A 26,714-nucleotide genomic window follows, 5' to 3' on the forward strand; every position below is an offset into this window, starting at 1 on the left:
ACACCGCATTCGCGAGCAAGCCCGCTCCCACACAAGCCGGCTCCCACAGTGAAATTGGATGTTCAGATGGTCAGGCGGGTCAACTCGACGCCCGGCTCTTGGGTCACGCTCAACTGCTCCACGATGGCTGCCTGCAAGCGCAGGCACAGTTCCGGGTCGGACAGCGGCTGGTTGTCGGCGTCGGTAAGGAAGAATACGTCTTCCACGCGCTCACCAAGCGTCGCAATCTTGGCGTTCTGCAACGACAGGTCGAACTCCAGGAAAATCCCGCCGATGCGTGCCAACAGGCCCGGACGATCCGGCGCGCTGAGTTCCAGTACCGTCACCGGACGCTGGGCGTCGTTGGAAATGGTCACCTGGGGCGCGAATGCAAAGTGCTTGAGCTGGCGCGGTACCCGGCGCTGGATGATGGTCGGGTAGTCGTCAGGGTTGCGCAGGGCCTCGGTCAGGCCTTCGCGGATCTTTTTCACCCGCGCCGGGTTGTCGCCGATCGACTCGCCCTCGGTGTCGAGCACGATGTAGGTGTCGAGGGTGAACTGGCTGCTGGAGGTGATCACCCGTGCGTCATGGATGTTCAGGTTGAGCTGGTCCATGGCGGCCACGGTCACGGCGAAGAAGTCGTGCTGGTCGGGCGCATAGATGAAGATCTGCGTGCCGCCCTCGAATTCGCGCTGGGTGGTTTCCTTGATCAGCACCAGCGGGCCGCCATCGACCGGTTGCTGCAGGATCGCGTCGCTGTGCCAGGCCACGTCGCCGGCAGTGTGGCGCAGGAAGTAGTCGTCCCCCAGTTGCGACCACAGTTGCTCGACGTCGTCCGGGTCGTTGCCGCCGCGTACCAGAATATCCAGGGCCGCGCTTTGAGTGCGGCGGATCTGTTCTTCGCGGTCCACCGGGTTTTCCAGGCCGCGGCGCAGGGCGCGCTTGGTCTCGGTGTACAGCTGGCGCAACAGGCTGGCGCGCCAGGAATTCCACAGCGTGGGGTTGGTGGCATTGATGTCGGAGACGGTCAGCACGTACAGGTAGTCGAGGCGGGTTTCGTCGCCGACGATACCGGCGAAGTCGTGGATCACCTGCGGGTCGGACAAATCCTTGCGCTGGGCGGTGGTGGACATCACCAAGTGGTTCTGCACCAGCCAGACGATCAGGCGGCTGTCCCACAGCGGCAACTGGTGGCGCTGGCAGAAGGCTTCGGCGTCAACCGCGCCGACTTCCGAGTGGTCGCCATGACGGCCTTTGCCGATGTCGTGGTACAGCCCGGCCAGGTAGATCAGTTCGGGTTTGGGCAGCTTGGCCATAAGCTTGCTGGCCAGCGGGAATTTCTCTGACACCTGGGTGTACTGCAGCTTACGCAGGTGCTTGATCAGGTTCAGGGTGTGGGCGTCCACGGTATAAATGTGGAACAGGTCGTGCTGCATCTGCCCGACGATAAAGCCGAACTCCGGCAGGTAGCGGCCGAGGATGCCGTAACGGTTCATCCGACGCAGGTTGCGGTGAATGCCGATCTTGCACTTGAACAGCTCGATGAATAGGCTGGTGTTGCGGATGTCATTGCGGAACTCGTCATCGATCAGGTGACGGTTTTCCCGCAGCAGGCGGATGGTATCGGCGCGCACGCCTTTGATTTCCGGCTGCTGGGCCATCAACACGAAGATCTCCAGCATGGCGAACGGCGTGCGGCGGAACACGTTGTCGTTGCGTGCCTCGATGTAGCCGTCGTGCAGCTGGAAGCGCGCGTTGATTGGCTGCGGCGGCGCTTCGTCTTCAGGGGCCAGGATCACTTCTTCGAAATGCTGGATGATCAGGTCGCTGAGCTGGGCAATGCTCATCACCACCCGGTAGTACTGCTGCATGAAGCTTTCGATACTGGTCTTCGCATCCTCGCCTTCAAAGCCCAGCAAGGTGGCGATGGAGCGCTGATGGTCGAACAGCAGGCGGTCTTCGGACCGCCCGGCCAGCATGTGCAGGGCGTAGCGCACTTTCCACAGGAATTCCTGGGACGAAGCCAGCAGGGCGTTTTCGCTCTCCACCAAAAAGCCTTCGCCGGCCAGGGCCCGCAGGTTCAGGGTGCCGTACTGGCGACGGGCAACCCACAAAATCGTCTGGATGTCCCGCAAACCGCCCGGCGAGCCTTTGACGTTGGGTTCCAGGTTGTATTCAGTGTCGTTGTACTTGTGGTGCCGGGCCTTCTGCTCGGCGCGCTTGGCCAGGAAGAACTCCTTGCTCGGCCACATGTGCGCGGTGCTGGTGACTTCGAGCATGCGCTGGCGCAGACGCTCTGGCCCAGCAATGGTGCGGCTTTCCATCAGGTTGGTAATGATGGTGAGGTCGGCGCGGGCTTCTTCGGCGCATTCATCCACCGAGCGCACGCTCTGGCCGACTTCCAGGCCGATGTCCCACAGCAGCGTGAGAAACCGCTCGATGGAATCGCGAAAGATCTCATGGTCGGCGCTGTCCAGCAGGATCAGCAGGTCGATGTCAGAGTACGGGTGCAGTTCGCCACGCCCGTAACCGCCGACCGCCACCAGGGCGATATCGGCGTCTTCACTCCAGCTGAACTGTTCCCAGGCCTTTTGCAGGATGTTATCGACGAACCAGGCGCGGTCCTCGATCAGCCGGCGAATGTCCCGGCCGCTGCGAAAGCGCTCGTCGAGCACCTCGCGGGCCTGACGGATCGCCTTCTTGAAAGCGGCGATGGGGCTCGCCTTCAGGGCCAGTTCGGCCTGGAACTGGCCGCGGTCGAAGAGTTCGGGATCCACCTGGGGCATCGATCGGCTTTCCTTTCTATCTATATGAGTCAGTTACAACACGCTGGGGAAAACCTGGGCAACGCCGCTTACACCTAAACAGCAGCCGAAACGCGTGGGATCGTGTCGTCGGCGCGCAGGGTGAAGATCTCGTAGCCGGTCTCGGTGACCAGCAGGGTGTGTTCCCACTGGGCCGAGAGCTTGCGGTCCTTGGTGATGGCGGTCCAGCCGTCGCCCAGCACCTTGGTGTCGGCCTTGCCCTGGTTGATCATCGGTTCGATGGTGAAGGTCATGCCTGCCTTGAGCTCCATGCCGGTGCCGGCGCGGCCGTAGTGCAGGATCTGAGGTTCTTCGTGGAACACCGTGCCGATGCCATGGCCGCAGAACTCGCGCACCACCGAGAAACCGTTCTTTTCGGCGTGCTTCTGGATCACTTCACCGATGTCCCCCAGGCGGCAGCCGGGCTTGACGATCTCGATGGCCTTGTACATGCATTCCTGGGTCACCTGGGACAGGCGCTCGGCCCAGACCGGTACGGTGCCGACGTGGAACATGCGGCTGGTGTCGCCGAAGTAGCGGTCCTTGATCACGGTGACGTCGATGTTCAGGGTATCGCCGTCCTTCAACGGCTTGTCGCCCGGAATGCCGTGGCAGACCACATGGTTGACCGAGGTGCAGATCGACTTGGGGAAGCCCTTGTAGTTCAGCGGCGCAGGGATCGCTCCTTGCACGTTGACGATATAGTCGTGGCAGATCTGGTTCAGGGTCTCGGTGGTGACGCCGGGCTTGACGTGCTCGGCGATCATTTCCAGCACGTCGGCAGCCAGTTTGCCGGCGATGCGCATGCCGGCGATGTCTTCGGCGGTTTTCAAACTAACGGTCATACAGGCTCTCTCTAGCGCAACGCGCTGAAATCAATTCGGTTTACGGGCGTGCGACAAAAGGTTACAGAATTCGCACAAGCCACAAAAAACGCGATTCTATCAGACGATGGCGTCAAATCATGAGCCTCTGATGATCGCTTCTCTCTATAGGGTAAGGGCAACTGGGCTCTATTCAAGGGCTTACGCGAAAGCGGTCGATGGCAAACGTGATTGCGGGTTTCGTTTTTGCCGATGCTGTGGTATAAAATGCGCCGCTTTCCGGGGATACCCCGCAAAGCTTAAATCCACACACGTGTCGACACGATGACCTGGGTGCCGGAGGCCTTGAAGCCGCTGGTTGGTCATTGGGATACGTGGAGGCCAAACCCGACTTATTAAGGAACTATCATGTCCCAAGTCAACATGCGCGATATGCTGAAGGCCGGTGTGCACTTCGGTCACCAGACCCGTTACTGGAACCCGAAAATGGGTAAATACATTTTCGGCGCGCGTAACAAGATCCACATCATCAACCTTGAAAAAACCCTGCCAATGTTCAACGAAGCTCTGACTTTCGTAGAGCGTCTGGCCCAGGGCAAAAACAAGATCCTGTTCGTCGGCACCAAGCGTTCCGCTGGCAAGATCGTTGCTGAAGAAGCAGCACGTTGCGGTTCGCCGTACGTCGATCACCGCTGGTTGGGCGGCATGCTGACCAACTTCAAAACCATCCGTGCTTCCATCAAGCGTCTGCGTGACCTTGAAGTGCAAGCCGAAGACGGTACTTTCGCCAAGCTGACCAAGAAAGAAGCGCTGATGCGCTCCCGTGACCTGGAAAAGCTCGATCGTTCCCTGGGTGGTATCAAGGACATGGGCGGTCTGCCTGACGCACTGTTCGTTATCGACGTTGATCACGAGCGCATCGCGATCACCGAAGCCAACAAGCTGGGCATCCCTGTTATCGGCGTAGTCGATACCAACAGCAGCCCGGAAGGCGTTGACTACATCATCCCAGGCAACGATGACGCAATCCGCGCTATCCAGCTGTACATGGGTTCGATGGCTGACGCTGTAATCCGTGGTCGCAACCACGTTGCTGGTGGTACCGAGCAGTTCGTTGAAGAAGCTCCGGTAGCTGCCGCTGAGTAATTAGCGCCCTGGCGTTGACTCAGTAAGCAAAAAGGGGGCTTGGCCCCCTTTTTGCCACCTCGAAAACCGTTTGTCGGCAGCGCAGCTACATCTTCTGTAACGTGCAGCGGCCTACAAGGGTGATTCGGGAAGAATTGATCCCCCGTTCGATCGGGTGGAATGGTTGAAAACCTATCCAAGAGGAATTTGAAAATGGCAGCAATTACTGCAGCGTTGGTTAAAGAACTGCGTGAGCGTACCGGCGAAGGCATGATGGATTGCAAGAAAGCCCTGGAAAAGGCTGACGGCGACATCGAAAAAGCCATTGATGACATGCGTGCTTCTGGCGCCATCAAGGCTGCCAAGAAAGCAGGCAACGTAGCTGCTGAAGGCGCGATCGCTCTGAAAGAAGACGGCAAATCTGCTGTCCTGCTGGAAGTGAACTCGCAGACCGACTTCCTGGCCCTGCAAGACGACTTCAAGGCTTTCGTTGCTGCCAGCGTTGAAAAAGCGTTCGCCGACAAGCTGACTGACGTCGCTCCGCTGATCGAAGCTCAAGAAGCTGATCGCCTGGTACTGGTCGGCAAGGTTGGCGAAAACGTCAACATCCGTCGCCTGGTTCGCGTTGAAGGTGATGTTGTTGGTGGCTACCTGCACGGCAACAAGATCGGTGTTGCCGTTGTCCTGAAAGGCGGCAACGTCGAGCTGGCCAAAGACATCGCTATGCACGTAGCAGCCAGCAACCCTGAGTTCCTGCTGCCTTCGGAAGTATCTGCCGAAGCGATCGAGCGTGAAAAAGCTGTGTTCCTGCAGCTGAACGAAGAAAAAATCAAAGGCAAGCCAGAAAACATTGTTGAGAACATGGTCAAAGGCCGTATCAGCAAGTTCCTGGCCGAAGCAAGCCTGGTTGAGCAGGCGTTCGTCAAGAACCCTGAAATCAAGGTTGGCGAACTGGCTAAGAAAGCCGGTGCCGAAATCGTTTCCTTCACTTACTTCAAAGTAGGCGAAGGCATCGAGAAGCCGGTCGACAACTTCGCTGAAGAAGTTGCTGCCCAGCTGGCTGCCGCCAAGCAATAAGACAGTTTTCAACTGTCGCCCGAAAGAGGCTGCCCGCTCACGCGCGCAGCCTCTTTTCAAATGGGAAGCCGATTTTATTTGGCTTACCTTCGGAACTGGCTTACAAAGCCGTGTTCCGATGGCGCTGTGTTAGCGTCCAGCTAGAGTGAACGCAAGCCGTAAACGGCTCGCCAAGAATTTTTAAAAAATACGCCGCAGGAGAGATTCGCAATGGCTCAGCAGGGCAGTGGTTATCAGGCTCGCTATAAACGCATTCTACTCAAGCTTAGCGGCGAGGCCCTGATGGGCTCGGAAGAGTTCGGGATCGATCCCAAGGTGCTCGACCGCATGGCACTGGAAGTCGGCCAACTTGTTGGTATTGGCGTTCAGGTCGGCCTGGTGATCGGCGGCGGCAACCTGTTCCGTGGTGCAGCACTGAGTGCGGCCGGTATGGATCGGGTCACCGGCGACCACATGGGCATGCTGGCCACTGTGATGAACGCCCTGGCCATGCGCGACGCCCTGGAGCGTGCCAATATCTCGGCTATCGTGATGTCGGCTATTTCCATGGTGGGCGTGACCGACCACTATGATCGCCGCAAAGCCATGCGCCACCTGAACTCCAAGGAAGTGGTGATCTTTGCTGCCGGTACCGGCAATCCGTTCTTCACTACCGATTCGGCTGCGTGCCTGCGCGCTATCGAGATCGATGCTGACGTCGTGTTGAAGGCGACCAAGGTAGACGGCGTGTACACCGCAGACCCATTCAAAGACCCGCATGCCGAGAAGTTCGATCATCTGACCTACGATGAAGTACTGGATCGCAAGCTGGGCGTGATGGACCTGACGGCTATTTGCCTGTGCCGCGACCACAAGATGCCGCTGCGCGTATTTAACATGAACAAGCCCGGCGCCCTGCTGAATATCGTACACGGCGGCGCGGAAGGGACTCTGATCGAGGAAGGCCAACAATGATCAACGAAATCAAGAAAGACGCCCAGGCGCGTATGCAGAAATCCCTGGAATCCCTGAGCCACGCATTCGGCCAGATCCGTACCGGCAAGGCGCACCCAAGCATCCTGGGTAGCGTGATGGTGCCTTACTATGGCTCCGACACGCCTATCAGCAGTGTCGCCAACATTACCGTTAAAGACTCGCGCACCCTGCAAGTTGTAGCCTTTGAGCGCAACATGCTGGGCGCGGTCGACAAGGCCATCCAGAGCGCCGGCTTGAACCTCAACCCGACCAACCTGGGTGAGTTGCTGCTGATCTCCATGCCGGCCCTGACTGAAGAAACCCGCAAGGGCTTCACCAAGCAGGCCCGCAGTGCCGCCGAAGACGCCCGTGTTGCCGTGCGCAACATCCGTCGCGATGCCTTGGGTGACCTGAAGAAGCTGGTCAAGGACAAGGAAATCAGCGAAGACGAAGAACGTCGTGCCGTTGCTGATATCGACAAGCTGACCAAGGATGCCGAGGCCCAGATCACCAAGGCCACGGAAGAAAAAGAAAAGGACCTGATGGCCGTATAAGGGGTCAGGACGCCTTCATGGAAAAGACCAAGCAGACTGTACCCTCCGTGGTGCCGCGCCATGTCGCGATCATCATGGATGGGAATAATCGCTGGGCGAAGAAACGCTTTATGCCGGGTGTTGCCGGGCATAAAGCGGGTGTCGATGCGGTGCGGGCCGTGATTGAGGTGTGCGCCGAGGCCAAGGTCGAAGTGCTGACCTTGTTCGCCTTCTCCAGTGAAAACTGGCAGCGCCCGGCCGAGGAAGTCAGTGCCTTGATGGACCTGTTCTTCAAGGCGTTGCGCCGTGAGGCCAAACGCCTCAATGACAACAATATCAGCCTACGCATCATCGGGGATCGCTCGCGGTTCCACCCGGAATTGCAGGCGGCCATGCGCGAGGCTGAAGCCATTACCGCGGGTGCCAACCGTTTTGTGTTGCAGATCGCAGCCAATTACGGTGGCCAGTGGGATATTGCCCAGGCCGCGCAGCGATTGGCGCGCGAGGTGCAGGCCGGTCATCTGCGGCCGGACGACATCACTCCCGAGCTGCTGCAGACCTGCCTGGTCACCGGTGACCTGCCGTTGCCGGACTTGTGCATCCGCACCGGTGGCGAGCACCGCATCAGCAATTTCCTGCTGTGGCAGCTTGCCTACACCGAATTGTATTTCTCCGACCTGTTCTGGCCGGACTTCAAACACGATGCCATGCGTAATGCGCTGGCCGATTTCGCTTCCCGTCAGCGTCGCTTCGGTAAAACGAGCGAGCAGATCGAAGCTGGAGCCCGGGTTTAAATGCTTAAACAACGAATCATCACAGCACTGATCCTGTTGCCGATCGCCTTGTGCGGGTTTTTCCTGCTCGATGGTTCCGGTTTTGCGCTGTTTATTGGCGTGGTCGTTACCCTTGGCGCCTGGGAATGGGCGCGCCTGGCGGGCTTCAATGCGCAGCTGCCACGGGTGGTGTATGCCGCTGTGGTCGCGCTGTTGCTGTTTCTGATGCACACCCTGTCTACCGTCGTCGTGCCCTGGGTGTTGGGGGCGGCGGTGCTGTGGTGGGCGCTGGCGACCTTCCTGGTGCTGACCTTCCCCCGTACCAGCGGCCATTGGTCCAGCGTCGCCAGCAAGCTGGTGATCGGCTTGTTGATCCTGCTGCCGGCCTGGCAAGGGCTGGTGGAAATCAAGAATTCGCCGATGGGTAACTGGCTGATCATGGCCGTGATGGTATTGGTGTGGGGGGCCGACATTGGTGCCTACTTCTCCGGTCGGGCCTTCGGCAAGCGCAAGCTGGCGCCGGCTGTCAGCCCGGGCAAAAGCTGGGAGGGCGTGTACGGTGGCCTGGCGCTGACACTGTTGATCACATTGGTGGTGGGCATTGTGCGTGACTGGTCAGTGAAGGAAATCTTCCTGGCCTTGCTGGGTACCGCCATCGTCGTATTCATTTCGGTAGTGGGTGACCTCACCGAAAGCATGTTCAAGCGCCAGGCCGGGATCAAGGACAGCAGTAACCTGCTGCCGGGTCACGGAGGCGTGCTGGATCGTATCGACAGCCTCACCGCTGCGATCCCGATCTTTGCCGTGCTGTTGTGGATGACCGCTTCGTGAGCCGCCTGCAACAAGTGACCGTGCTGGGTGCAACCGGCTCGGTAGGCTTGAGTACGCTGGACGTGATCGCGCGTCATCCGGATCGCTACCAGGTCTTCGCCCTGACGGGTTTTACCCGCCTGGCTGAGCTACTGGCATTGTGCGTACGCCATGCGCCGCGTTATGCCGTCGTCCCTGAGCCTTCAGCGGCGCGTGGCTTGCAGGATGACTTGCGGGCTGCCGGCCTCGCCACACAGGTGTTGGTGGGGGAGGAGGGGCTCTGCCAGGTCTCGGCGGATGCCGAGGTCGATACGGTGGTTGCGGCGATCGTAGGCGCTGCGGGGCTTCGCCCGACGCTGGCGGCCGTTGATGCGGGCAAAAAGATCCTGTTGGCCAACAAAGAAGCGTTGGTCATGTCCGGTGCACTCTTTATGCAGGCGGTGCGTAAAAGCGGCGCCGTGCTGCTGCCGCTCGACAGCGAGCACAACGCAATCTTCCAGTGCATGCCTGGCGACTATGCCCGTGGCCTGGGCCAGGTGGGGGTGCGTCGCATCCTGCTGACCGCCTCCGGTGGTCCGTTCAGGCAGACGCCGCTGGCGCAGCTTGAGCATGTCTCGCCTGACCAGGCGTGCGCACACCCTAACTGGTCCATGGGGCGCAAGATTTCCGTGGATTCGGCGAGCATGATGAATAAGGGCCTGGAGTTGATCGAGGCCTGTTGGTTGTTCGATGCACGTCCCGATCAAGTCGAGGTGGTGATCCACCCGCAAAGTGTGATTCATTCCCTGGTCGACTACGTGGACGGCTCGGTATTGGCTCAATTGGGCAACCCCGATATGCGCACGCCTATCGCCAACGCACTGGCCTGGCCAGAGCGCATTGATTCCGGCGTGGCGCCGCTGGACCTGTTTGCCATTGCGCGCCTGGATTTCGAGGCGCCGGATGAACAGCGCTTTCCTTGCCTGCGCCTGGCACGGCAGGCGGCGCAAGAGGGAAACAGCGCGCCGGCCATGCTCAATGCGGCCAATGAAGTGGCGGTGGCGGCGTTTCTCGATGGGCGCATCCGCTTTCCGCAGATCGCGAGTATCATCGAGGACGTGCTGGCGCTTGAGCCGGTCGTCGCGGTCAATGACCTGGGTGCAGTGTTCGAGGCCGACACCAAGGCCCGCGCCCTGGCTGAACAATGGTTGAGCCGCAACGCGCGTTAGCCGGTGGGCGCGTTTGAGCCTTGCAGGCACTGGATTGGAATGCGGAGAAATTAGATGAGTGCGCTTTATATGATTGTCGGCACCCTGGTTGCTCTGGGTGTGCTGGTTACCTTCCACGAATTCGGCCACTTTTGGGTGGCGCGTCGTTGCGGCGTCAAGGTACTGCGCTTTTCCGTCGGTTTCGGCATGCCTTTGTTGCGCTGGCACGACCGTCGTGGCACCGAGTTCGTGATTGCGGCCATCCCGCTGGGTGGCTACGTCAAGATGCTCGATGAGCGCGAAGGCGAAGTGCCGGCCGATCAGTTGGACCAATCCTTCAACCGCAAGACCGTTCGTCAGCGTATCGCCATTGTTGCCGCTGGTCCGATCGCCAACTTCCTGTTGGCCATGGTGTTTTTCTGGGTCTTGGCCATGATGGGCAGCCAGCAGATGCGCCCGGTGATAGGTGCGGTCGAGGCGGGCAGCATGGCGGAGAAGGCCGGGCTGGTCGCAGGTCAGGAAATTGTTTCCATTGATGGCGAACCCACTGCAGGTTGGGGGGCGGTCAATTTGCAGTTGGTTCGTCGCCTGGGTGAAAGTGGCACGGTCGATGTGGTGGTGCGTGAGCAGGATTCCACCGCCGAGACCCCGCGAACGTTGGCGCTTGACCACTGGCTCAAGGGCGCTGATGAGCCTGATCCGATCAAGTCCTTGGGTATTCGCCCATGGCGTCCGGCGCTGCCGCCGGTGCTTGCCGAGCTGGATCCGAAGGGGCCGGCCCAAGCCGCAGGTCTAAAAACCGGCGACCGCTTGCTGGCCCTCGATGGCCAGGCGGTGAATGAATGGCAGCAAGTGGTCGATTGGGTGCGTGTACGCCCGGATACCAAAATTGTGCTGAAGGTTGAGCGCGAGGGCGCTCAAATTGATGTGCCCGTTACCCTGGCGGTGCGGGGCGAGGCCAAGGCTGCCGGAGGTTACCTGGGTGCTGGCGTCAAGAGCCCTGAGTGGCCACCATCGATGCTGCGCGAGGTCAGCTACGGGCCGTTGGCAGCGATTGGCGAAGGTGCAAAACGCACTTGGACCATGAGTGTGCTGACCCTCGAATCCCTCAAGAAAATGTTGTTCGGTGAGCTCTCGGTAAAAAACTTGAGTGGACCGATAACCATTGCTAAAGTGGCGGGCGCTTCTGCCCAGTCGGGTGTCGCGGATTTCCTGAATTTCCTGGCTTATCTGAGTATTAGCCTGGGTGTTCTGAATTTGCTGCCCATTCCAGTATTGGATGGGGGGCATCTGTTGTTTTATCTGGTCGAGTGGGCGCGTGGTCGCCCCTTGTCAGATCGGGTGCAGGGTTGGGGGATACAGATCGGTATCAGTTTGGTGGTCGGGGTGATGTTGTTAGCCTTGGTCAACGATCTGGGACGTCTGTAACGCTTCGCTGAATTGCGAATCTGCCGCATTTTGCGGCAGTTTGTTTATTGCCAGTTGGAATAAGAAAGGACTTCATGAAACGTCTGCTGCTAACTGCGGTTCTCACCGTATTGATGATCGCCGAAGTTCACGCCGAGTCCTTCACCATCTCCGATATTCGCGTCAATGGCCTCCAGCGGGTTTCCGCAGGTAGCGTCTTTGGTGCCTTACCGTTGAACGTCGGTGAACAGGCTGATGACCGTCGCCTGGTGGAATCCACTCGTGCGCTGTTCAAAACCGGTTTCTTTCAAGACATCCAACTGGGTCGCGAAGGCAACGTCCTGGTCATCACCGTCGTCGAGCGACCTTCCGTCGCCAGTATCGAGATCGAAGGCAACAAGGCGATCTCTACTGACGACCTGATGAAAGGTCTGAAACAATCCGGCCTGGCCGAGGGCGAGATCTTCCAGCGCGCCACCCTTGAAGGCGTGCGTAACGAACTGCAGCGCCAGTACGTTGCCCAGGGCCGCTACTCCGCCACCGTGGAAACGGAAGTGGTCCCGCAGCCTCGTAACCGTGTGGGCCTCAAGGTCAACATCAACGAAGGCACCGTGGCGGCGATCCAGCACATCAACGTGGTGGGCAACACCAAGTTCTCCGATGATGACCTGATCGACCTGTTCGAGCTCAAGACCACCAACTGGCTGTCGTTCTTCAAGAACGACGACAAGTACGCCCGTGAAAAGCTCTCCGGTGACTTGGAGCGTCTGCGTTCCTACTACCTGGACCGTGGCTATATCAACATGGATATCGCTTCGACCCAGGTGTCCATCACCCCGGACAAGAAGCACGTCTACATCACTGTCAACGTCAACGAAGGCGAGAAGTACAAGGTTCGTGACGTCAAGCTCAGCGGCGACCTGAAAGTCCCTGAGGACCAGGTCAAGGCCCTGCTGCTGGTGCAGAAAGACCAGGTCTTCTCGCGCAAGCTGATGACCACCACCTCCGAACTGATCACCCGCCGCCTGGGTAACGAAGGCTATACCTTCGCCAACGTCAACGGCGTGCCGACTCCGCACGATGATGACCACACCGTGGACATCACTTTCGTCGTCGATCCAGGCAAGCGTGCCTACGTGAACCGCATCAACTTCCGTGGCAACACCAAGTCTGCGGACGAAGTGCTGCGTCGTGAAATGCGCCAGATGGAAGGTGGCTGGGCATCGACTTACCTGATCGACCAGTCCAAGACCCGTCTTGAACGCCTGGGCTTCTTCAAGGAAGTCAACGTCGAAACCCCGGCCGTACCGGGTGTAGACGACCAGGTTGACGTTAACTACGCCGTGGAAGAACAAGCCTCGGGTTCCATCACTGCCAGCGTCGGCTTTGCACAGAGTGCCGGTCTGATCCTCGGTGGTTCGATTACCCAGAACAACTTCCTTGGTACCGGTAACAAGGTTTCCATCGGCCTGACCCGAAGCGAATACCAGAGCCGCTATAACTTCGGTTATGTCGACCCCTACTGGACTGCTGACGGTGTGAGCCTGGGCTACAACGCCTTCTACCGCACCACCGACTACAAGGACCTCGACGTCGACGTTGCAAGCTATGCGATCGACAGCCTGGGTGCTGGCGTGAACATCGGCTACCCGATCAGTGAGACCTCGCGTCTGACCTTCGGCCTGACCGCGCAACAGGATGAGATCAAGACCGGCGTCTACACCGTGGACGAAATCTTCGACTTCACCCGTCGTGAAGGCGACAAGTTCCTGAACTTCAAGGCGTCCGCCGGCTGGTCCGAGTCGACCCTGAACAAAGGGGTACTGGCAACCCGTGGCCATTCCCAGAGCCTGACCCTGGAAACCACCACGCCGGGCAGCGACCTGTCGTTCTTCAAGCTCGACTACCGCGGCCAGTTGTTCCAGCCGTTGAGCGATAACTACACCATGCGCCTGCACACCGAGTTGGGTTATGGCGATGGTTATGGTTCCACCAATGGTCTACCGTTCTACGAGAACTACTACGCGGGTGGCTTCAACTCCGTACGTGGCTTCAAAGACAGCACCTTGGGCCCGCGTGGTACGCCAAGCCGTGGTGTCGGCGTAACCGGTAACCAGGGCACTGTGGCTGACTCCGACAACGACCCGCTGCCGTTCGGTGGTAACGTATTGATCCAGGGTGGTGCGGAGATTCTGTTCCCGCTGCCGTTCGTCAAGGATCAGCGTTCGTTGCGTACTTCGGTATTCTGGGACGTGGGTAACGTGTTCGACTCCAAGTGCGAGCAGATCCGTAACCCGAGTGGCGTTAAGTCTGAAACCCAATGCAACGACGTGAGCCTGAGCAACCTGGCAAGCTCGGTGGGTGTGGGTGTGACATGGGTGACTGCGCTTGGCCCATTGAGCTTTGCTCTGGCCATGCCGATCAAGAAACCGGACAACGCTGAAACCCAGATTTTCCAATTCTCCCTCGGCCAGACGTTCTAAGCGTCTGACCCAAGATAACGACAACGGATTCTGTAGGAGTACATCGTGCGTAAGTTGACTCAATTGGTTCTGCTGGCCACCGTGCTGGTGACCACCCCGGCCTTCGCCGAAATGAAAATCGCCGTCCTGAACTATCAGATGGCTCTGCTGGAATCCGACGCGGCCAAGAAATACGCCGTGGATGCCGAGAAAAAATTCGGTCCGCAACTGACCAAGCTCAAGACCCTGGAAAGCAGCGCCAAGGGCATCCAGGATCGTCTGGTGGCCGGTGGCGACAAAATGCAGCAAGGCGAACGCGAGCGTCTGGAGCTTGAATTCAAGCAAAAGGCCCGTGACTACCAGTTCCAGTCCAAGGAGCTGAACGAAGCCAAGGCCGTTGCCGACCGTGAAATGCTGAAACAGCTGAAGCCGAAACTCGACAGCGCCGTGGAAGAAGTCATCAAGAAAGGTGCCTTTGACCTGGTGTTCGAGCGTGGCGCTGTGATCGACGTCAAGCCTCAATACGACATCACCCGTCAGGTGATCGAGCGCATGAACCAGCTGAAGTAAGCCATGACCGCGACTATCAAGCTCGGCGAGTTGGCCGAGTTCCTGGGGGCCGCCTTGCGCGGCTCCCCGGAGAAAGAAATCACTGGGCTAGCCACCTTGCAGGAGGCTGGCCCATCTCAGTTGAGCTTCCTCGCAAACCCCCAATACCGTAAATACCTGGTCGACAGCCAAGCCGCAGCCGTGTTGCTCAAGGCTGCTGATGCCGAAGGGTTTGCCGGGGATACGCTGGTGGTGGCTGATCCGTACCTGGCGTATGCGAAAGCGTCGCACCTGTTCGATCCAAAACCCAAGGCAGCCGTGGGGGTTCACCCGTCGGCGGTGATCGCCGATGATGCCCAGGTTGATCCTGCGGCCAGCATTGGCGCCTTTGCGGTGATCGAGAGTGGCGCGCGTATCGCTGCCGGCGTCACGGTCGGTGCCCATTGCTTTATCGGCGCGCGTTGCGTGATCGGCGCTGACGGTTGGCTCGCCCCCCGCGTGACCCTTTACCACGATGTGCGTATCGGTGAGCGGGTGGTCATTCAGTCGGGTGCCGTGATCGGCGGTGAAGGCTTCGGTTTTGCCAATTCCAAGGGCATCTGGAACAAGATTGCCCAGGTCGGCGGTGTATTGATCGGCGACGACGTGGAAATTGGCGTGAACACCGCTGTCGATCGCGGGGCCCTGGCCGATACCGTGATTGGTAACGGCGTGAAGCTCGACAACCAGATCCAGATCGCCCACAACGTGCACATTGGCGATCACACCGCCATGGCGGCCTGTGTCGGTATCTCCGGCAGTACCCGGATCGGCAAGCACTGCATGCTCGCCGGTGGCGTTGGGCTGGTGGGACATATCGATATTTGCGACAACGTCTTCATCACCGGCATGACCATGGTCACCCACTCGATTACCGAGCCGGGTGCCTATTCTTCCGGTACCGCCATGCAGCCTGCGGCTGAATGGCGCAAGAGCGCAGCACGTTTGAGGCAGCTCGACGACATGGCTCGACGCCTCAAACAGCTGGAAAAGCGTGTTGGGGACGTGACCCCTGGCGGTAATGCTTCATCAGAAGGCTGATACCATTTCCATATCAAGTGTGCACAGCCGCTAGACTTGCCTCCTTGATTTGCTAGCGGGGCGTGCGCTTAGTCCGCCCGCCCCCAATCTTTATTACAGGCTTCCCCCCGAAATGATGGACATCAACGAGATTCGCGAATACCTGCCTCACCGTTACCCGTTCCTGCTGGTGGACCGTGTAGTGGACCTCAATGTTGAGGAAAAGCGCATTCGTGCCTACAAGAATGTCAGCATCAACGAACCGTTCTTCAACGGTCACTTTCCCGCGCATCCGATCATGCCGGGCGTGTTGATCATTGAAGCGATGGCCCAGGCTGCCGGTATCCTTGGTTTCAAAATGCTCGACCTCAAGCCTGCCGACGGCACGCTTTACTATTTCGTGGGTTCCGACAAGTTGCGTTTTCGCAACCCGGTCACCCCTGGTGACCAGTTGATCCTGGAAGCCAAGTTCATCAGCTGCAAACGCCAGATCTGGAAGTTCGAATGCCAGGCTTCGGTGGACGGCAAGCCGGTGTGCTCTGCCGAGATCATCTGTGCGGAACGCAAACTATGAGTTTGATTGACCCTCGCGCAATCATCGATCCGTCGGCCGTTCTGGCCGCCGACGTTGAGGTCGGCCCTTGGTCGATCATCGGCGCAGGTGTTGAAATCGGCGAGGGGACTGTCATCGGGCCGCACGTAATCCTCAAAGGTCCGACCCGAATTGGCAAACACAACCGCATCTACCAGTTTTCCTCGGTAGGCGAAGACACCCCGGACATGAAGTACAAGGGCGAAGAAACACGCCTGGTAATCGGTGATCACAACATCATCCGAGAAGGCGTGACCATTCACCGTGGCACCGTGCAGGATCGTGCCGAGACCACCCTGGGTGACCACAACCTGATCATGGCCTATGCCCACATTGGCCACGACAGCGTTATCGGCAATCACTGCATCCTGGTCAACAACACTGCCTTGGCGGGCCATGTGCACGTTGATGACTGGGCGATCCTGTCCGGTTTCACTCTGGTGCATCAGTACTGTCATATCGGCGCCCATAGCTTTTCCGGCATGGGCACCGCCATTGGCAAGGACGTTCCAGCGTTTGTCACCGTGTTTGGCAACCCGGCCGAGGCCCGTAGCATGAACTTCGAAGGCATGCGCCGTCGTGGTTTCAGCGACGAGGCGATCCATGCCTTACGCCGCGCCTATAAAGTGGTTTATCGCCAAGGCCTCACGGTCGACCAGGCGTTGACCCAGCTGGCCGAACCGGCAGCGTTGTTCCCGGAAGTCGCGGTGTTCCGTGACTCGATCCAGGCGTCGACTCGCGGCATTACCCGCTAACCATGGCCAATCTGCGTATCGCGCTGGTGGCCGGGGAAGCTTCCGGCGATATTCTGGGTGCAGGACTGATGCGTGCCATCAAGGCCCAGCATCCGGCGGTGGAGTTTATTGGCGTCGGCGGCCCGCTGATGCAGGCTGAAGGGCTTACGTCCTACTTCCCCATGGAACGCTTGTCGGTCATGGGCTTGGTGGAAGTGCTGGGTCGCCTGCGCGAGCTGTTGGCTCGGCGCAAGCTGCTGATCCAGACCCTGATCGCTGAAAAGCCGGATGTTTTCATCGGTATCGACGCGCCAGACTTTACCCTCACTATCGAACTCAAATTGCGTCAGGCCGGGATCAAGACCGTGCACTACGTCAGCCCGTCCGTATGGGCCTGGCGGCAGAAGCGTGTGTTGAAGATCCGTGAAGGCTGCGACCTCATGCTGACCCTGCTGCCGTTCGAAGCCAGGTTCTACGAAGAGAAGGGCGTGCCGGTGCGGTTTGTCGGGCACACCCTGGCCGACACTATTCCCTTGCACGCTGACCGCGCTGCCGCCCGTGCGGAGTTGGGCTTGCCCGACGGTCCGTTGGTGGCCTTGATGCCGGGCAGCCGAGGTGGCGAAGTCGGTCGCCTGGGCGCGTTGTTTTTTGATGCTGCCGAGCGCCTGATGGCCCTGAAGCCAAGCGTACGCTTTGTGCTGCCCTGCGCCAGCCCACAGCGCCGTGCACAGATCGAAACGCTGCTGGAAGGCCGCAACCTGCCGCTGACTCTGCTCGATGGTCAGTCGCACCTGGCCCTGGCAGCTTGTGATGCGGTGCTGATCGCCTCGGGCACCGCTACCTTGGAGGCCTTGCTGTACAAGCGCCCCATGGTCGTGGCCTACCGTCTGGCACCGCTGACCTTCTGGATTCTCAAGCGCATGGTCAAAAGCCCTTACATCTCCCTGCCCAACCTGCTGGCCCAGCGTCTGTTGGTGCCGGAGTTGTTGCAGGACGATGCGACCCCTGAGGCCCTGGCGCAAACCGTACTCCCCCTGATCGACGGCGGTGAAGAGCAGACCCGTGGTTTCGATGATATTCACCGCACCCTGCGCCGTGATGCGTCCAACCAGGCGGCGGATGCCGTACTGACCTTGATCGGTAAAAAACAGGACACCCTATGACTACGCAAATGGGCCTGGATTTCAGCCTGGTTGCCCATGCCCACGAACTGGTGGCCGGCGTTGACGAAGTAGGGCGCGGCCCACTGTGCGGGGCGGTCGTCACGGCAGCAGTGATTCTCGACCCGAACCGCCCGATCCTTGGCCTGAACGACTCGAAAAAACTCACTCAAGCCCGCCGCGAAAAGCTCTACGACGAGATCATTGAGAAAGCCCTGAGCTGGCATATCGCTCGGGCTGAAGTTGAAGAAATCGACGAACTGAACATCCTCCACGCCACCATGCTTGCCATGCAGCGTGCGGTCGAAGGCCTGCACATCACGCCAAAAATGGCGATGATCGACGGCAACCGCTGCCCCAAGCTGGCAATGCCGTCGGAAGCCGTGGTCAAGGGCGATAGCAAGGTGCCGGCCATTGCCGCAGCCTCGATCCTGGCCAAAGTCAGTCGTGACCGCGAAATGGCTGCGTTCGAACTGATCTACCCCGGCTACGGCATCGGTGGCCATAAAGGCTACCCGACGCCCGTTCATCTGGAAGCCTTGGCTCGATTGGGCCCCACGCCGATCCACCGGCGCTCGTTTGCCCCGGTGCGCCTGGCGTACGAAGCACGGGAGAGCCTCAGCGAGGTGTAGTCGCGAGGCTGATGTTTTGCCCAAGGCCCGGTACAATCCGGGCCTTGTTGTTTTCCACGTATAAGAGATCACTATGCCGGCTTCATTCGTTCACCTACGCCTGCACACTGAATACTCCCTGGTCGACGGCCTGGTACGGATCAAACCGCTGGTCAAAACCCTGGTGGGCATGAACATGCCTGCGGTTGCGGTGACCGATCAGAACAACATGTGTTCCCTGGTCAAGTTCTACAAGAACGCCATGGGCGCCGGGATCAAGCCGATCTGTGGTGCCGACCTGTGGCTGTCCAACAAAGACCCGGATAACCCCTTGAGTCGCATCAGCCTGCTGGCGATGAATGGCGTGGGTTATCGCAACCTCACTGAATTGATTTCCCGTGGTTTTATCGATGGCCAGCGCAATGGGTCGATCATCATCGAGCGCGAATGGGTCGCCGAGGCCAGCGAAGGCCTGATCATGCTGTCGGCCGCCAAAGAGGGCGAGATCGGCATCGCGCTGTTGGGTGGCAACCCTCAGGAGGCCGAGGTATTGGCCGGCGAGTGGATGCAGGTCTTCCCCGACCGCTTCTACCTGGAAGTGCAGCGCACCAACCGTCCCAATGATGAAGAGCACCTGCACGCCGCCGTGGCCCTGGCCGACAAGCTGGGCGCGCCGCTGGTGGCGACCAACGACGTGCGTTTTATCAAGAAAGAAGACTTCGAAGCCCACGAAACCCGCGTGTGCATCGGCGAAGGCCGGGCCCTGGATGACCCGCGTCGCTCGAAGAACTACAGCGAAGAGCAGTACCTCAAAAGCGCCGACGAGATGGCCGAGCTGTTCAGCGACCTGCCCGAGGCCCTGGAAAACTCGGTCGAGATCGCCAAGCGCTGCAACATCGAAGTGAAGCTGGGCAAGCACTTTTTGCCCAACTTCCCAATTCCCGATGGTATGACCATCGATGAGTATTTCCGCAAAGTGTCGTTCGACGGCCTGGACGAGCGGCTGACCGTCCTGCTGCCCAAGGACACCACCGAAGACTACGACGCCAAGCGCCAGGTGTATGTCGACCGGCTCAATTTCGAGCTGGATATCATTATCCAGATGGGCTTCCCAGGTTACTTCCTGATCGTAATGGACTTTATCCAGTGGGCCAAAAGCAACGGCGTGCCGGTGGGACCGGGCCGGGGCTCGGGTGCCGGTTCGCTGGTGGCCTACGTACAGAAGATTACCGACCTTGACCCGCTGGAATATGACCTGCTGTTCGAACGGTTCCTGAACCCGGAACGGGTGTCCATGCCCGACTTCGACGTCGACTTCTGCATGGACGGTCGTGACCGCGTAATTGAATACGTGGCTGAAAAATACGGCCGCAACGCGGTTAGCCAGATCATCACCTTCGGTTCCATGGCGGCAAAGGCTGTAATTCGTGACGTGGCCCGGGTGCAGGGCAAGTCCTACGGCCTGGCCGATCGCCTGTCGAAGATGATCCCGTTCGAAGTCGGCATGACCCTGGAAAAGGCCTATGAGCAGGAAGAGATCCTGCGCGACTTCATCAAGGTCGATGAAGAAGCCGCCGAAATCTGGGACATGGCCCGCAAGCTCGAAGGCGTGGTGCGTAACGTCGGTAAACACGCCGGTGGTGTGGTGATTGCGCCGACCAAACTCACCGACTTTTCGCCGATCTATTGCGACGAAGCGGGCGACGGCCTGGTAACCCAGTTCGACAAGGATGACGTGGAGGCAGCCGGTCTGGTGAAGTTCGACTTCCTTGGCCTGCGAACCCTGACGATCATCGACTGGGCGCTCAAGACCATCAACCGCGACCGCGCCAAGGTCAACGAAGAACCGCTGGATATCGCGTTTATCCCGCTGGACGACAAACCGACTTACACCCTGCTGCAAAAGGCCGAAACCACGGCAGTGTTCCAGCTTGAGTCGCGCGGCATGAAAGAGCTGATCAAAAAGCTCAAGCCCGACTGCCTGGAAGACCTGATCGCACTGGTGGCCCTGTTCCGTCCGGGCCCGCTGCAGTCGGGCATGGTGGATGACTTCATCAACCGTAAGCACGGTCGCGCCGAACTGGCCTACCCGCACTCCGACTATCAGTACGAAGGCCTCAAGCCTGTATTGGCGCCGACCTACGGCATCATCCTGTATCAAGAACAGGTGATGCAGATTGCCCAGGTGATGGCGGGCTACACCCTGGGTGGTGCGGACATGCTGCGTCGGGCCATGGGTAAGAAAAAACCCGAGGAGATGGCCAAGCAGCGTGGCGGTTTCATTGAAGGTTGTGCCACCAACAATATCGATGCGGACCTGGCCGGTAACATTTTCGACCTGGTGGAGAAGTTCGCCGGTTACGGCTTCAACAAATCCCACTCCGCCGCCTACGGCCTGGTGTCGTACCAGACCGCCTGGCTCAAAGCCCACTACCCAGCGCCGTTCATGGCTGCGGTACTCTCGGCCGATATGCACAACACCGACAAGGTCGTGACCTTGATCGAGGAAGTGCGCACCATGAAGCTGCGCCTCGACGCACCGGACGTGAACGCCTCGGAGTTCAAGTTCACGGTGAACGACGAAGGCCGCATCATCTACGGTCTCGGCGCGATCAAGGGCGTGGGCGAAGGCCCGGTGGAAGCCATCGTCGAAGCGCGCCAGGACGGGCCGTTCAAGGACCTGTTCGACTTCTGCGCACGGGTTGACCTCAAGCGCATCAACAAGCGCACCCTCGACGGCCTGATCCGCAGTGGCGCACTCGACCGCCTCGGCCCGTATTTCCACGATGAGCCCAAGGCGTACCAGGCCAATATCGACCGTAACCGCGCGGTGCTGTTGACCGCCATGGAAGAAGCGATCAAGGCCGCCGAGCAGACTGCTCGTACCCATGACAGCGGCCACGCCGACCTGTTTGGCGGGCTGTTCGTCGAAGAAGATGCGGATGTGTACGGCAACCATCGCAAGGCCAAGGAGCTGACCCTCAAGGAACGCCTCAAGGGTGAAAAAGACACCTTGGGCCTGTACCTCACCGGCCACCCGATTGACGAATACGAAGGGGAAATCCGCCGCTTCGCCCGCCAGCGCATCATCGACCTGAAGCCCGCGCGGGACACACAGACCGTCGCCGGCATGATCATCGCGCTGCGGGTGATGAAGAACAAAAAGGGCGACAAGATGGGCTTTATTACCCTTGACGACCGCTCGGGCCGCATCGAGGCGTCGCTGTTTGCCGATGCGTTCCACTCGGCGCAGTCGCTGTTGCAGACCGACGCCATGGTGGTGGTGGAAGGGGAGGTCAGCAACGATGACTTCTCCGGCGGCCTGCGCCTGCGGATCAAGCGGGTGATGAGCATGGAAGATGCCCGTACCAACCTGGCCGAAAGCCTGCGCTTGAAGGTGAAAACCGAAGCACTCAAGGGCGATCAGCTACGCTGGTTGGGCGACTTGCTCAAACGCCATCGTGGCGCGTGCCCGGTGACCATGGAGTACACCGGCAGCGACGCCAAGGCCATGTTGCAGTTTGGCGAGACCTGGCGAATTGATCCTGCGGACGGCTTGATTCAAGCTTTGCGTGACCAGTTCGGGCGAGACAACGTCTTCCTCCAATACCGTTGACGGTCAGATGTGTCTGATCTCGACTAAACATTTAATCTCGACCTAAACGCGCCTCTCCCTTAAGGTAGGGCGCGAATAGACCACCGGCTGGCCAGGCACGCCCTGGCCGTCGACCCAAGACGGACGCTTATGAACCCGAATTTTCTTGATTTCGAACAGCCGATCGCTGACCTGCAAGCCAAGATCGAAGAACTGCGCCTGGTCGGCAATGACAATTCGCTGAATATCGGCGATGAGATCGCTCGCCTGCAGGACAAGAGCAGCACCCTGACCGAAGACATCTTCGGCAAGCTGACCAGCTGGCAGATTGCGCGCCTGGCTCGCCACCCGCGCCGCCCGTACACCCTGGACTACATCCAGCACATCTTCACCGAGTTCGACGAGCTGCATGGCGACCGTCATTTCTCTGACGACGCGGCCATCGTGGGCGGTATCGCTCGCCTGGACGATCAACCCGTAATGGTGATCGGTCATCAGAAAGGCCGTGAAGTGCGCGAAAAAGTGCGTCGCAACTTCGGCATGCCGCGCCCGGAAGGCTACCGCAAGGCCTGCCGTCTGATGGAAATGGCCGAGCGCTTCAAGATGCCAATCCTGACCTTCATCGACACCCCGGGTGCCTACCCAGGTATCGACGCTGAAGAACGCAACCAGAGCGAAGCGATTGCCTGGAACCTGCGTGTCATGGCACGCCTGAAAACCCCGATCATCGCCACTGTCATCGGCGAGGGTGGTTCCGGCGGCGCACTGGCCATTGGCGTGTGCGACCAGTTGAACATGCTGCAGTACTCCACCTACGCGGTGATCTCGCCAGAAGGTTGCGCCTCGATCCTGTGGAAAACCGCAGAGAAGGCGCCGGACGCTGCTGAAGCCATGGGCATCACGGCCGATCGCCTCAAGGGCCTGGGTATCGTCGACAAAGTGATCGCCGAGCCATTGGGCGGCGCTCACCGTGACCCGGCTGCTGCCGCTGCGACTATCCGCGCCGAGCTGGGCTCGCAACTGGCCATGCTCAAGAAGCTGGACAACGAAGCGCTGCTGGCCCGTCGTTACGAGCGCCTGATGAGCTACGGCCTGTAAGATTTACGCAGGACTAAATGTGGGAGCGGGCTTGCTCGCGAATGCAGAGTGTCAGTCACTGGAAAGGTCGACTGATACACTGCATTCGCGAGCAAGCCCGCTCCCACATTTGCTTTGTGTATGCTGGGCTGACGTATTTCAGTTTTGCAGCGGTAACCTGTGATGAAGCCAACTTTGCCCGCCAAGATCATGCAAACCCTGGCCCCGTGGCGCAACGCCCCGGCTTGGCATATCGCATTCTCCGGCGGCCTTGATTCCACTGTCTTACTGCACCTCCTTGCCAACACCGAACACCTCCCGCCGCTGAGCGCCATCCACGTCCACCACGGCCTCCAAGCCGCTGCTGACGCCTGGCCAGCCCATTGCCAGTCAGTTTGCGACAGCCTGGGCGTGCCTCTGCGCGTCATGCGCGTGCAGGTCCAACCCGGCGCCAGCCTTGAGCGTGCTGCCCGTGACGCGCGTTACCAGGCGTTTACCGAAGTGATCGGGGCAGGGGAGGTCTTGCTGACGGGTCAGCATCGCGACGATCAGGCAGAAACCTTGCTGTTCCGCCTGTTGCGCGGTGCCGGCGTACGCGGGTTGGCGGCCATGCCGGTGCAGCGGCCATTGGCGAGTGGCCATTTGGTGCGGCCGTTACTGGATGTCTCCCGTGCGGAACTGGAGGCTTACGCCCACGCGCGTCAATTGATGTGGATCGATGACCCCTCCAATGTCGACCCGCGGTTCTCCCGTAATTACTTGCGCCACAGGGTCCTTCCTATCCTCACGGAGCGCTGGCCCCAGGCCGTTTCGAGCCTGGCGCGCACTGCCGAGCATCTAGGCGAAGCCCAAAGCCTGCTCGACGACCTGGCGGGCATGGACTTGCAGGCCGCCGATCACTCTTCGCCGTTTCCCTGGCTGCCTTTACCGTCCTTGGCACTTGCGCCCTTGCGCGATCTTTCCGACGCTCGCCAGCGCAATGCCTTGCGTCATTGGCTGACGCCCCTGACCCGTTTGCCCGATAGCGATCATTGGGCCGGCTGGTATTCCTTGCGCGATGCCAAAGACGACGCCCAACCGCTATGGCGCTTGGCCGACGGCCAATTGCACCGTTGTGGCGAACGCGTCTGGTGGTTGCCCGCGACTTGGTCGCAGTTTTCCCACGCAACGGTGAACTGGCCCGATCCGCAAAACCCACTAGAGTTACCCGGTAATGGTCAGCTTGAATTCATCGGCAAAGCCCCTGAGGGCCCTTTGCAGATCCGTTATCGCCAGGGCGGCGAAATCATTGAAATACCCGGTCGAGGCCGGCGCGACTTGAAGCGCCTGCTCAATGAATGTGGCTTGCCGGCGTTCATGCGTGGCAGATTGCCGCTGCTGTATCGGGGCGAGCAACTGCTGGGTGTCCCAACCCTTGCAGGGCTATGGCCCAGCAAGACGGGTGACTGGCAATTACACTGGAAGCCACAGACCTGCGATCAAGGTTTGAGCTAGTAGAGCCTTTCCGGTAGACTACGCTCCCTTCTTGATACAACTTCTGTGGATTCTCCTGAATCGCAGCAGTTGCCGATTACCAAGCAGTCTTTGCTGGGCGATTCCAAAAAATGTGTAGCGATCAACGTACCGGTGTTTCATTGCTGGTCTGTCACCACGCGGCGGTTTTTTTGAAAGGTGCACTGTGATTAATGCAGGTGATCGGGGGCTTCGGCCTTCCTTCGCTTTCCCCGGCGGCTCGGACCGCTTTAACGCAGACTTCTAGGGTTTTTCATGACGCGCTACATATTCGTCACGGGCGGTGTTGTTTCTTCATTGGGGAAAGGCATCGCATCGGCTTCATTGGCGGCCATCCTGGAGGCGCGGGGACTTAAGGTCACCATGCTCAAGCTGGACCCGTACATCAACGTTGACCCGGGCACCATGAGCCCGTTCCAGCACGGTGAAGTGTTCGTCACCCACGACGGCGCCGAAACCGACCTGGACCTGGGCCACTACGAGCGGTTCATCCGCACGACCATGACCCAGAACAACAACTTCACCACCGGCCGCGTCTACGAGCACGTGCTGCGCAAAGAGCGCCGTGGTGACTACCTGGGTGCAACCATCCAGGTGATCCCGCATATCACCGACGAAATCAAGCGCCGCATCATCAAGGGTGCAGGCGATGCCGACGTGGCGATGGTCGAGATCGGTGGCACCGTGGGTGACATCGAATCCCAGCCGTTCCTCGAAGCCATCCGCCAGTTGCGTTTCGAAGTCGGCGCCAAGCGCGCGATGCTGATGCACCTGACCCTGGTGCCTTACATCGCCACTGCCGGCGAGACCAAAACCAAGCCAACCCAGCACTCGGTCAAGGAACTGCGTTCCATCGGCCTGCAGCCGGACGTGCTGGTGTGCCGCTCCGATCACCCGATCGACATTTCCTCGCGTCGCAAGATCGCGCAATTCACCAACGTTGAAGAACGTGCGGTGATCGCGCTGGAAGACGCCGACACCATCTACAAGATCCCGGGCATCCTGCATTCGCAAGGCCTGGACGATTTTGTGGTCGAGCGTTTCGGCCTGCAATGCAACGGTGCGGACCTCTCCGAGTGGGAAGCCGTGGTCGACGCCAAGCTCAACCCTGAGCACGAAGTCACCATCGCCATGGTCGGCAAATACATGGAACTGCTGGACGCGTACAAGTCGCTGATCGAAGCGATGAGCCACGCCGGTATCAGCAACCGCACCAAGGTCAACCTGCGCTACATCGACTCCGAAGACATCGAGAACCAAGGCACTGCCTTGCTCGAAGGTGTGGACGCGATCCTGGTGCCAGGCGGTTTCGGCCTGCGTGGCGTGGAAGGCAAGATCACTGCCGTGCAGTACGCCCGTGAGAACAAGGTGCCGTACCTGGGTATCTGCCTGGGCATGCAAGTGGCCGTTATCGAGTTCGCCCGTAACGTGCTGGGCTGGAAAGACGCCAACTCCACCGAGTTCGACAGCAAGAGCGGCCACCCGGTCGTGGGCCTGATCACCGAGTGGGAAGATGCCACCGGCGCGGTCGAAACCCGTACCGAAGCGTCCGACCTGGGTGGCACCATGCGCCTTGGCGCACAGGATTGCCTGCTGGAGCCGGGGTCGCTGGTTCACGATTGCTACGGCAAGGACGTGATCGTCGAGCGTCACCGTCACCGCTACGAAGTGAACAACAACCTGCTGCCGCAGATCAAAGAGGCTGGCCTGAAAATCTCCGGTCGCTCCGGTGATGGCGCGCTGGTCGAAGTGGTGGAAGCACCGGATCATCCATGGTTCGTCGCTTGCCAGTTCCACCCGGAGTTCACCTCCACGCCGCGCGACGGTCACCCGTTGTTCAGCGGTTTCGTCAAGGCAGCACTGACGCAACACCAGAAGAAGGCGTAACCC

General features: G+C 59.6%; 21 protein-coding genes. 19 read left to right on the forward strand and 2 right to left on the reverse strand.

Annotated features, from left to right (window positions below; genetic code table 11):
• Window positions 1–62: 62 nt before the first annotated feature.
• Together DYL59_RS03905 and map are read right to left on the reverse strand one after the other, a co-directional pair.
• A complete protein-coding gene (locus tag DYL59_RS03905) occupies window positions 63–2,765 on the reverse strand; it encodes a [protein-PII] uridylyltransferase (RefSeq protein ID WP_135287992.1) in 2,703 nt (900 codons plus the stop codon).
• Between the two features lie 74 nt (window positions 2,766–2,839).
• Window positions 2,840–3,628 (reverse strand): type I methionyl aminopeptidase, encoded by a 789-nt coding sequence (gene map, locus DYL59_RS03910; protein ID WP_135287993.1) that lies wholly within the window; start codon window positions 3,626–3,628, stop codon window positions 2,840–2,842.
• A 387-nt stretch (window positions 3,629–4,015) separates the two neighbouring features.
• Here map and rpsB point away from each other — a divergent pair, with 387 nt between their 5' ends.
• From rpsB to DYL59_RS04010, 19 genes are all read left to right on the forward strand, one after another.
• Window positions 4,016–4,753, forward strand: coding sequence for a 30S ribosomal protein S2 (gene rpsB, locus DYL59_RS03915; RefSeq protein ID WP_003189158.1), 738 nt, complete (start codon window positions 4,016–4,018; stop codon window positions 4,751–4,753).
• A 192-nt stretch (window positions 4,754–4,945) separates the two neighbouring features.
• Window positions 4,946–5,809 carry a translation elongation factor Ts gene (tsf, locus tag DYL59_RS03920; protein ID WP_003231235.1) on the forward strand — a complete coding sequence of 288 codons (864 nt, stop codon included), beginning with the start codon at window positions 4,946–4,948 and terminating at the stop codon, window positions 5,807–5,809.
• 210 nt (window positions 5,810–6,019) lie between these two features.
• Window positions 6,020–6,763, forward strand: a complete 744-nt coding sequence (gene pyrH / locus DYL59_RS03925) for a UMP kinase (protein WP_003189161.1) — start codon at window positions 6,020–6,022, stop codon at window positions 6,761–6,763.
• Window positions 6,760–7,317: a ribosome recycling factor gene (gene frr / locus DYL59_RS03930; protein WP_122487867.1), complete on the forward strand. Its 558-nt coding sequence runs from the start codon at window positions 6,760–6,762 to the stop codon at window positions 7,315–7,317. The genes pyrH and frr overlap by 4 nt, the downstream gene beginning before the upstream one ends.
• A gap of 17 nt (window positions 7,318–7,334) precedes the next feature.
• On the forward strand, window positions 7,335–8,090 hold the full coding sequence (gene uppS / locus DYL59_RS03935; RefSeq protein WP_016974405.1) for a polyprenyl diphosphate synthase: 756 nt from the start codon (window positions 7,335–7,337) through the stop codon (window positions 8,088–8,090).
• A complete protein-coding gene (locus DYL59_RS03940) occupies window positions 8,091–8,900 on the forward strand; it encodes a phosphatidate cytidylyltransferase (RefSeq protein ID WP_135287994.1) in 810 nt (269 codons plus the stop codon).
• On the forward strand, window positions 8,897–10,087 hold the full coding sequence (gene ispC / locus DYL59_RS03945) for a 1-deoxy-D-xylulose-5-phosphate reductoisomerase (RefSeq protein WP_135287995.1): 1,191 nt from the start codon (window positions 8,897–8,899) through the stop codon (window positions 10,085–10,087). The genes DYL59_RS03940 and ispC overlap by 4 nt, the downstream gene beginning before the upstream one ends.
• Window positions 10,088–10,141: 54 nt before the next feature.
• Window positions 10,142–11,494 carry a sigma E protease regulator RseP gene (gene rseP / locus DYL59_RS03950; RefSeq protein ID WP_135287996.1) on the forward strand — a complete coding sequence of 451 codons (1,353 nt, stop codon included), beginning with the start codon at window positions 10,142–10,144 and terminating at the stop codon, window positions 11,492–11,494.
• Window positions 11,495–11,568: 74 nt separating this feature from the next.
• Window positions 11,569–13,956 (forward strand): outer membrane protein assembly factor BamA, encoded by a 2,388-nt coding sequence (gene bamA / locus DYL59_RS03955; RefSeq protein WP_135287997.1) that lies wholly within the window; start codon window positions 11,569–11,571, stop codon window positions 13,954–13,956.
• A gap of 45 nt (window positions 13,957–14,001) precedes the next feature.
• The gene (locus DYL59_RS03960; RefSeq protein ID WP_003172279.1) at window positions 14,002–14,505 is read left to right on the forward strand and encodes an OmpH/Skp family outer membrane protein; all 504 of its coding nucleotides are present in this window, start codon (window positions 14,002–14,004) and stop codon (window positions 14,503–14,505) included.
• A gap of 3 nt (window positions 14,506–14,508) precedes the next feature.
• On the forward strand, window positions 14,509–15,564 hold the full coding sequence (gene lpxD, locus DYL59_RS03965) for a UDP-3-O-(3-hydroxymyristoyl)glucosamine N-acyltransferase (protein WP_135287998.1): 1,056 nt from the start codon (window positions 14,509–14,511) through the stop codon (window positions 15,562–15,564).
• Window positions 15,565–15,676: 112 nt separating this feature from the next.
• Window positions 15,677–16,117, forward strand: coding sequence for a 3-hydroxyacyl-ACP dehydratase FabZ (gene fabZ, locus DYL59_RS03970; protein ID WP_003172281.1), 441 nt, complete (start codon window positions 15,677–15,679; stop codon window positions 16,115–16,117).
• Window positions 16,114–16,890, forward strand: coding sequence for an acyl-ACP--UDP-N-acetylglucosamine O-acyltransferase (gene lpxA / locus DYL59_RS03975; RefSeq protein WP_135287999.1), 777 nt, complete (start codon window positions 16,114–16,116; stop codon window positions 16,888–16,890). The genes fabZ and lpxA overlap by 4 nt, the downstream gene beginning before the upstream one ends.
• Before the next feature lie 2 nt (window positions 16,891–16,892).
• Window positions 16,893–18,032: a lipid-A-disaccharide synthase gene (lpxB, locus tag DYL59_RS03980; RefSeq protein ID WP_135288000.1), complete on the forward strand. Its 1,140-nt coding sequence runs from the start codon at window positions 16,893–16,895 to the stop codon at window positions 18,030–18,032.
• Window positions 18,029–18,661: a ribonuclease HII gene (gene rnhB, locus DYL59_RS03985; protein WP_135288001.1), complete on the forward strand. Its 633-nt coding sequence runs from the start codon at window positions 18,029–18,031 to the stop codon at window positions 18,659–18,661. The genes lpxB and rnhB overlap by 4 nt, the downstream gene beginning before the upstream one ends.
• Before the next feature lie 73 nt (window positions 18,662–18,734).
• Entirely contained in the window at window positions 18,735–22,256 is a 3,522-nt protein-coding gene (gene dnaE, locus DYL59_RS03990) for a DNA polymerase III subunit alpha (RefSeq protein ID WP_135288002.1), read from the forward strand.
• Window positions 22,257–22,385: 129 nt separating this feature from the next.
• On the forward strand, window positions 22,386–23,333 hold the full coding sequence (locus DYL59_RS03995) for an acetyl-CoA carboxylase carboxyltransferase subunit alpha (protein WP_016976871.1): 948 nt from the start codon (window positions 22,386–22,388) through the stop codon (window positions 23,331–23,333).
• A gap of 162 nt (window positions 23,334–23,495) precedes the next feature.
• Entirely contained in the window at window positions 23,496–24,806 is a 1,311-nt protein-coding gene (gene tilS, locus DYL59_RS04005; RefSeq protein WP_135288004.1) for a tRNA lysidine(34) synthetase TilS, read from the forward strand.
• A gap of 273 nt (window positions 24,807–25,079) precedes the next feature.
• Window positions 25,080–26,711: a CTP synthase gene (locus DYL59_RS04010; RefSeq protein ID WP_010212443.1), complete on the forward strand. Its 1,632-nt coding sequence runs from the start codon at window positions 25,080–25,082 to the stop codon at window positions 26,709–26,711.
• Window positions 26,712–26,714 lie beyond the last annotated feature (3 nt).

It is taken from the genome of Pseudomonas kairouanensis (assembly GCF_004682055.1).
Lineage (GTDB): Bacteria > Pseudomonadota > Gammaproteobacteria > Pseudomonadales > Pseudomonadaceae > Aquipseudomonas > Aquipseudomonas kairouanensis.